Origin of the sequence: Streptomyces sp. 4F14 (genome assembly GCF_048159485.1) — a bacterium.
In the GTDB taxonomy this organism is placed as follows: Bacteria; Actinomycetota; Actinomycetes; order Streptomycetales; family Streptomycetaceae; genus Streptomyces.
Window position 1 is genome coordinate 205,853 of sequence record NZ_JBLRVY010000019.1, and the last position, 6,559, is coordinate 212,411.

Annotated in this window: 5 protein-coding genes; 1 reads left to right on the top strand and 4 read right to left on the bottom strand. The window is 71.6% G+C overall.

The window, feature by feature from the left end; all coding sequences use genetic code 11:
* Nucleotides 1-235: 235 nt before the first annotated feature.
* The gene (locus tag ACLZOT_RS30120) at nucleotides 236-2,308 is read left to right on the top strand and encodes a Helicase associated domain protein (RefSeq protein ID WP_416972274.1); all 2,073 of its coding nucleotides are present in this window, start codon (nucleotides 236-238) and stop codon (nucleotides 2,306-2,308) included.
* 398 nt (nucleotides 2,309-2,706) lie between these two features.
* Here the strand turns inward: ACLZOT_RS30120 and ACLZOT_RS30125 are convergent, their stop codons facing one another.
* The 4 genes from ACLZOT_RS30125 to ACLZOT_RS30140 form a co-directional block, all read right to left on the bottom strand.
* Nucleotides 2,707-3,375, bottom strand: a complete 669-nt coding sequence (locus ACLZOT_RS30125) for an antibiotic biosynthesis monooxygenase (protein WP_416972275.1) — start codon at nucleotides 3,373-3,375, stop codon at nucleotides 2,707-2,709.
* Between the two features lie 106 nt (nucleotides 3,376-3,481).
* A complete protein-coding gene (locus ACLZOT_RS30130; protein WP_416972276.1) occupies nucleotides 3,482-3,955 on the bottom strand; it encodes a family 1 glycosylhydrolase in 474 nt (157 codons plus the stop codon).
* A complete protein-coding gene (locus ACLZOT_RS30135; protein ID WP_416972277.1) occupies nucleotides 3,952-4,773 on the bottom strand; it encodes a family 1 glycosylhydrolase in 822 nt (273 codons plus the stop codon). Before ACLZOT_RS30135 ends, ACLZOT_RS30130 begins: the two co-directional genes overlap by 4 nt.
* Before the next feature lie 329 nt (nucleotides 4,774-5,102).
* Nucleotides 5,103-6,559 (bottom strand): FtsX-like permease family protein (locus tag ACLZOT_RS30140; protein ID WP_416972278.1); only part of this gene is annotated, 1,457 nt, incomplete at its 5' end.

Consider the following 6,559-nt stretch of genomic DNA (forward strand, 5'->3'; position numbering starts at 1 on the left):
CCGTACACGCTCACCGACCGGACCCGTCAAGTGCCGGTAGCCGCCCCGCATATGGGTCCGGCCCCACCCCCGGACCCTCCCCCACCACCGCCCTCTCATAGAGGTTCTCAGTCTAGATGCAGCAGTCTTATCCAACCTGCAAGACCGCAGGTCAAACAGCCCGTCGTGTCTCTAGAACCCGTCGCGATGTATGTGCGGTACCGCAGGTCAACGACAGACGGTCACAGCAACATCAATGAGACCTCACACCCACCGCGTTTCGGGCCGGATCGGGAAACCCTGGGCCGTCGTCCACGACAGCCAGAAGATCCCGTCCCTGCGCCGCCTGTACATGACAGCCACGCCACGGCTGTGGCAGCTCGGGGACGAGGACACGGCCGGAGCACCCGGCGAGCTGGTCGCGAGCATGGACGACGACCCCGACGGGCCCTTCGGCAGCAGGGCGTTCACTTTGCCCCTCTCGGAGGCCATCGACCGGGAAATCTGTGCCCCCTACCAGGTCGTATGCGTGGACGTCACCGACACCGCGCTCCAGGCCGCACAGCTCCTCGGCGCCGAAAGCCGCTCGGCAGAGGTACGCGTGGCCCGGCTCGCAGCCCTGCAGACCGCCCTGGTGAAAGCGTCCGCCGAGGAAGGCTTCCGCCGCACGCTCGTCTTCCACCACGTGGTGGAAGAGGCCGAGGCGTTCGCGGCCGGCCTCCCGGACGTCGCCGCGCAGCTGCACACATCCGACCCCGGGCTGTACCCGGCCACGATCCGGGCTGACTGGCTGTGCGGCGACCACAAACCGCTCCACCGCCGCCGCCTGCTCGGGGAGTTCGCCGCCGGGACCGCCACGGACGGCACCGTGGCGGAGAAATGCTTCCTGTGCTCGGTGAAGGTGCTGGGCGAAGGCGTAGATACCCGAAATTGTGACTCTGTGTACTTCGCGGACGTCCGCGGCTCGATGCCAGATCTGGTCCAGGCGGTGGGCCGGGCGCTGCGGATGCAGCCGGGCGAGGGCAAGGTCGCCTCGCTCGTGGTACCAGTGCTGCTCGGTCCCGGCGAGACGGCCGACAGCATGCTCACCTCCCGGGCCTACGGCGGGCTGGCCAAGCTGCTGGAGGCACTGCGGGCACACGATGCGAGGATCGTGGAGACTCTCGCGGAGCAGCAGGCCCCGAGCCGCTACCAGCCCGTCAGCAAGGACGACGACGGGAAGAGTACGGGCGGGAGCGGCGAGGGCTCCGGAGACGTCAGCGCCCCCGCCAAGGCCCTGCTGAAGTTCTCCACCCCCCGCGACCCGGCGCAGCTGGCCGCATTCATCACCCTGCGTGTCCTTAATCCGGAGCACGAGCATTGGCGGCGCGGGGTGGAGGCCGCCGTCATCTACGCCCGCGAACACGGCGACCTGCGCGTCCCGTTCACGTACCGCGTGCCCGCCGTCGACGACGGCCAGGAGGCGGAAGCCACGGGGTGGCCGGCCTCGCTCGCCGGGTTCCCACTCGGACAGTGGACCGCCGACGCCAGGAGGTTCTATGCCCGCGGGGACATGGACGAGGACCGCGTCGCGCAGCTGGAGAAGTTGGGCATGATCTGGTCGCACTTCGACGTCGCGTGGGAGGAGGGTCTGTCTGCCGCGCGCGGGTGGGCTGCCGAGAACGGGCACCTCCTGGCGCCGCTGGACGCCACGTACCAGGGGTACCGAGTGGGCGCCTTCTTGAAGAACGCGCGGGCAGCCGCCCGGAAGGCCGCCGAGAACGGGCAGCGGCGTGCCGAGGGGCTGGCGGTCGGTTCGGTGGCCGGAGTGCTGTCGGACGAGCGGCGCGAGCAACTGGAGGACATCGACCCGTCCTGGTGCCCGCACTGGCCGGTCACCTGGCAACGCCACTTCCACCTCGTCCGGATACACCTGCACGCCGGCGAGGCGCTGCCCACCGAGCCGGGCCAGGTGCTCGTGCAGTCCGGGGATCTCGGGCGGTGGGTGCGCGCCCAGCGTCTGGGCTGGGACAAGCTCACCACCGTCCAGCAGTGGATGTGCGAGCAGGTCCTCGGGATCACACCCGCCACCGAGGACGGGCAGCCGAAACCGCGCCGTACACAGGCCGGCAGATGGGCACTGAACTACAAGGCCGCCAAGCAGTTCTACGAACGCGAGGGACACCTGCGAGTGCCGCGCAAGCACGTCGAACGGATCGTCGTCGGCGAGGACCAGGAGGAGCAGGAGCTCCGGCTCGGGGCATGGGTCGGCAACCAGCGCAGCCGAGCCGCCACGCTGACGCCCGAGCGGGTGGAGCTGCTGTCCACCATCGGCATGCGATGGACGTAATGGGCGGGAGCAGCCCGGGCATCGTGGCGGCCGCCACGGGTCTGGTGGCGGGCTGCGCGCGATGGGGGCGTGTCGATTTCGGTGGGCGGTCGGCGGGCGAGGGCTTTGAATTCGGCGGCCTCCAGCGCGGTGGACACCGGTGGGTTGCCAGTGCGTTCGCGGGCCGACGGTCCGGGCAGGCCGTGCACAGGTGCGGCTCCGCCCTCCAGCACGTCGGCAGCGACCTGTTGCGAAGACTCTCCGCTGCCCGCCGGTGTCCTCACCAGATCCGTCCCGGTGCCCCGGTGCCTGGCGGGACGGCCCGTGCGCCATCGGACCGGAAAGTCCCCGCCGAAGGAAGCGGCCGACCCCAGGACCAGCCGTCCGCGGAGGCTGCCGGAACGGGTGTCCGGCGTCGGCTACGTCCTGCCCGTGCCATGAGAACGCCCGCTCCCCGCCTGCCCCGCGCCGTCTGCACCGGTGTCTGGCCCTGCGACGGCTCCGAGCAGCCGGTAGGGCTGCGCGCCGGCAACGCCGTTCGTCCGTGTCACCGGTGCATAGAGCAGGCCACGCGCGCCGTCCTCGCTCACGAACATGTGCGCGGTGCCCATGCCCGGGGGCGGAGCCGTCTGCAGCCGGCCGGCCATGGTCTCAGCCCATCGCGCAGCGTGGGGCGCGGGCCCGTTCCCGGCGTGCGTGACGACGATGACGTCGGTCGTGTCGTCGTCGGCGCCGTCCGCCACGACCGTGTGCGCCAGCCGGTAGCGGACCAACCCAGGACGCTCGATCCCCGGGATCTCGCGGTCGATACGGCCGACCATCCCGCTCCGGTGCTCGCGCACGAAAGCGAGGTGGGCCTCGTCGCCGGTCCACTGCGCGACACAGAGAAGCACCCGCCCGTCCGCGCTTGCGAAGCAGCTGAGCCGCAGGAAAGCCTCGGGGCGCAACCTGGCCGACAGCTCGCCCCACTCCCCCAGCAGCGCACGGCCCGCCCGGTCCTGCCGGTCCGGCCCGTCCACGATCCACTCGCTGACCAGCGTGGTCCCGGCATCAGACCGGGCCAGATCCGGCAGCTGAAGCGTCGTCACACGCACCTCCCGTCGTCGGTGTCTGCCCAGCAGCCTGGAACATCAAGCCCGGTTGAGGTCAAACCGAGGACCGGATCCCGGCAGAGTGGTGCCTCCGGGCGACGGATCAGGCCCACATCTGGTTGTGCCGGGCCACGTGGCCGTACCAGCGGGCCGATGGTTTGACGAACCGCTCCTGAGTGGTGCGGTCGACCGCTGCGAGGCCGTACTTGGGACGGTAGCCGTCCCACCACTCGAAGTTGTCCAGCAGGGACCAGTGGACGTATCCGGTGACGGGCAGTCCGTCGCCGATCAGCTCGTGCAGGGCGCGCAGGCCCGCTCGGATGTAGTCGACGCGCTCGGTGTCCGTCTCGGTCGCGACGCCGTGCTCGGTGATGACGATCTCCTTGCCGGGGTGCAGGTGCGCCACTCGCCGGATCGTCGCCGCTACGGCTTCCGGGGCCCACGGATACCCCATCTGTGTGCGGCGGACCCCGTCGCCGGCTCCGTCCACAGGCACAGCGGCAGCGGCGTTGCGGCGCAGGTAGGGGACCACGAGCGACTGTGCCAGGCGGCGGCTGCGCAGCAGGGCAGCGCTCAAGTGCCCCAGGACGCGGGGGGGGCGTTGACGTCGAGCCGGGTGCAGGTCTGGACGCCGAGGAAGTCGTCCTCGGCGGTCTCGGCGAAGAACCGGTCCTCGTGGAGTTCCCGGGCCCAGTGCAGGACGGGGCTTCCGCCCGGGTCGGCGTGCCAGTCCTGCAGCGCGTGAGCCATGCCGGCCTTGACGCCGGGTGCGAGTTCGCGGACGACCTCGCGAGCGCTGCGGTGTGCGGAGTTCAGTCCCGCCGCGGCGGCGCCGAACGCGTCGAGGTTCCGGACGAACGGTGGCGTCGGGAAGGTGCCCAGGTACCCTCGCGTGATCATGTTGCCGGGTTCGTTGATCGTGCAGATGCAGGGAGCGCGGGTCCGCAGGTGTTCCATCACGTGCCTGGTGCAGCGCGCGAACCAGGACGGGAGGCCGGGGTTCGTCCAGGCGCCGGCGCGGGTGACCCAGGCCGGCAGTGTGAAGTGCTGGAGCGTGATGACCGGGGTGACACCGTGCTCCAGGCAGGAGTCGGCCATGCCGAGGTAGTGCCGGAGCGCCTCGCGGTCGAACTCTCCCTCGCGGGGCTCGACGCGTGCCCGCTCCACGGAGAAGCGGTAGGTGTTCAGCCCGAGTTCCGCGAGCAGGACGATGTCGTCCTTGCAGCGGTGGAAGTGGTCGCAGGCGGCGCCTGACGGGTCCGCCATGGGCGCCTTGGGGTTCGGGCCGGTCTCCCATTCCCACCAGCCGCTGGTCGTGTTGTTGCCTTCGACCTGGTGCACGGCGGTCGCGGCGCACCAGTGGAAGCCGTCGGGGAAAGTCAGGGGGTCGGGCATGCTCAGCTCCTGGGAGAGGGGCTCGGTCTGGATGGCACGGCGGCCCGGGCGCCGGGGTTCGCGGCGCCGGCGGCCCGGGCTCTCCGCTTCTGCTCGCGGCGGTCCAAGAGGCGGATGTCCTACGGGAGTTCGAGTGGGGGTGCACCGGCGACCCGCAGGGCCGGGCCGGTACCGGAACAGGACGGGCCCCGGGCCGAAGCCGTTCCCCACGCGCCGGCCGCCGGCCGGATCCGCCTGCGAGTGCCAGGCGGTTGACGAGGCGGGCCCGAGCCGCGCCCGTACGGCCGTCGACGGTGTGTCCACGGCCGTACGGTGACTCGCCCGGGCCGCTACTCGGACTCGATCGCCGTGAGCATGTCCGTCCGGGCCGCGCCGTGGGCCGGCCACATGGCGGCGGGCAGCCCGACCACTGCGGCCAGCAGCAGGAAGAGCCCGAACCGGTCCCACGGCAGGGCAAAGGCGTATCCCGGTATCTCCGCCTTCGTGGCCTCGCAGACCGCCCGGCCCAGGAAGGCTCCGACCGCGGTTCCGACCGCCGCGCCGAAGACCGAGACGACCACAAACTCCAGCCGGATCATCCGCGTCACGCCCTGCCGGCCGAGTCCGACGGCGCGCAGCATACCGACCTCCCGCTGCCGTTCGAAGACCGACATCGCGAGAGTGCCCACGACCCCGAGCACCGCGATGACCAGGGAGATCGCCAGCAGTGCGTACAGGACGTCCAGCACGGTGCCCAAGGCTCCGCCGAACTCCTCGCGAACGCCCTGCCGGTCACCGGTCCTGACGCCAGGACGTCCGGCGAGGGCCCCGGCGAGGGCCCCGGCAATCGTGCTGCCGTCCGTCTTGAGGTACGCCTCCGAGAAAGTCCAGGAGGCGGGGCTCGGATCGATGACGGCCGAGGAGACGACGAGCGGCATGACCACTTCGTCGGACTCGAGGACGGCTCCGACGGTCAGCCTGCGGCTCTTGCCGGAGTCTCCGTACACCGCGGGCAAGGTGTCCCCCACATTCCAGCCATGCGCCCGTGCCTCGTCCTCGGCGACGGCGACCTGCCCCTTCGCCGGCGCGTCCTGCGAGCCTGGGACGACCGGGAGGCGGAGGGTCCTGCCGAAGTCCGCCGGGGTGACGGCGGAGACATCCTCCTGGATGCCGTCGAACTGCATCCAGGAGTGCTGTTCCTGCGACACCCTCGTGACGCCCGGGACCTTGCGCAGGGCAGCAGCAGCCGACCTGTCCGGGCCCGCGCCGCTGTCCGTGACCATGCAGTCCGCCTTCACGATGTCCGCGGTCATCCTGTCCGTGGACCGGCCGACGGTGGTGGCGAGTACGGTCAGAGCGCTGACCAGCGTGAGGCCGACGGCCAGCGCGGAGGCGGTGGCGCCGGTGCGGCGGGGGTTGCGCACGGCGTTCCGGCCGGCGAGCCCGCCGACGACCCCGAAGCCGGCCCGCAGCAGCGGCAGTACGCCCGCGATGACGGGCCGGGACAACAGCGGGACCAGCACGAGGACGCCGGTCACGGCGAGGAAGGCACCGAACCCGACGAGCGTCCTGCCCCTGGAACCACCGGCCCCGGCACCGGCGACCGCCGTCCCGAGCAGCGTGACAAGGCCGCCGAGCAGGTTCCGTACCAGCAGGGACCTGGCCGTGGCAGGCAGATATGCACCGCTGATCGCCGCGACCGGCGGGACCCTCCCGGCACGGCGAGCCGACCGCCAGGCCGCCAGGCCGCCAGGCCGCCAGGCCGCCAGGCCGCCAGGCCGCCAGGCCGCCAGGCCGCCAGGCCGCC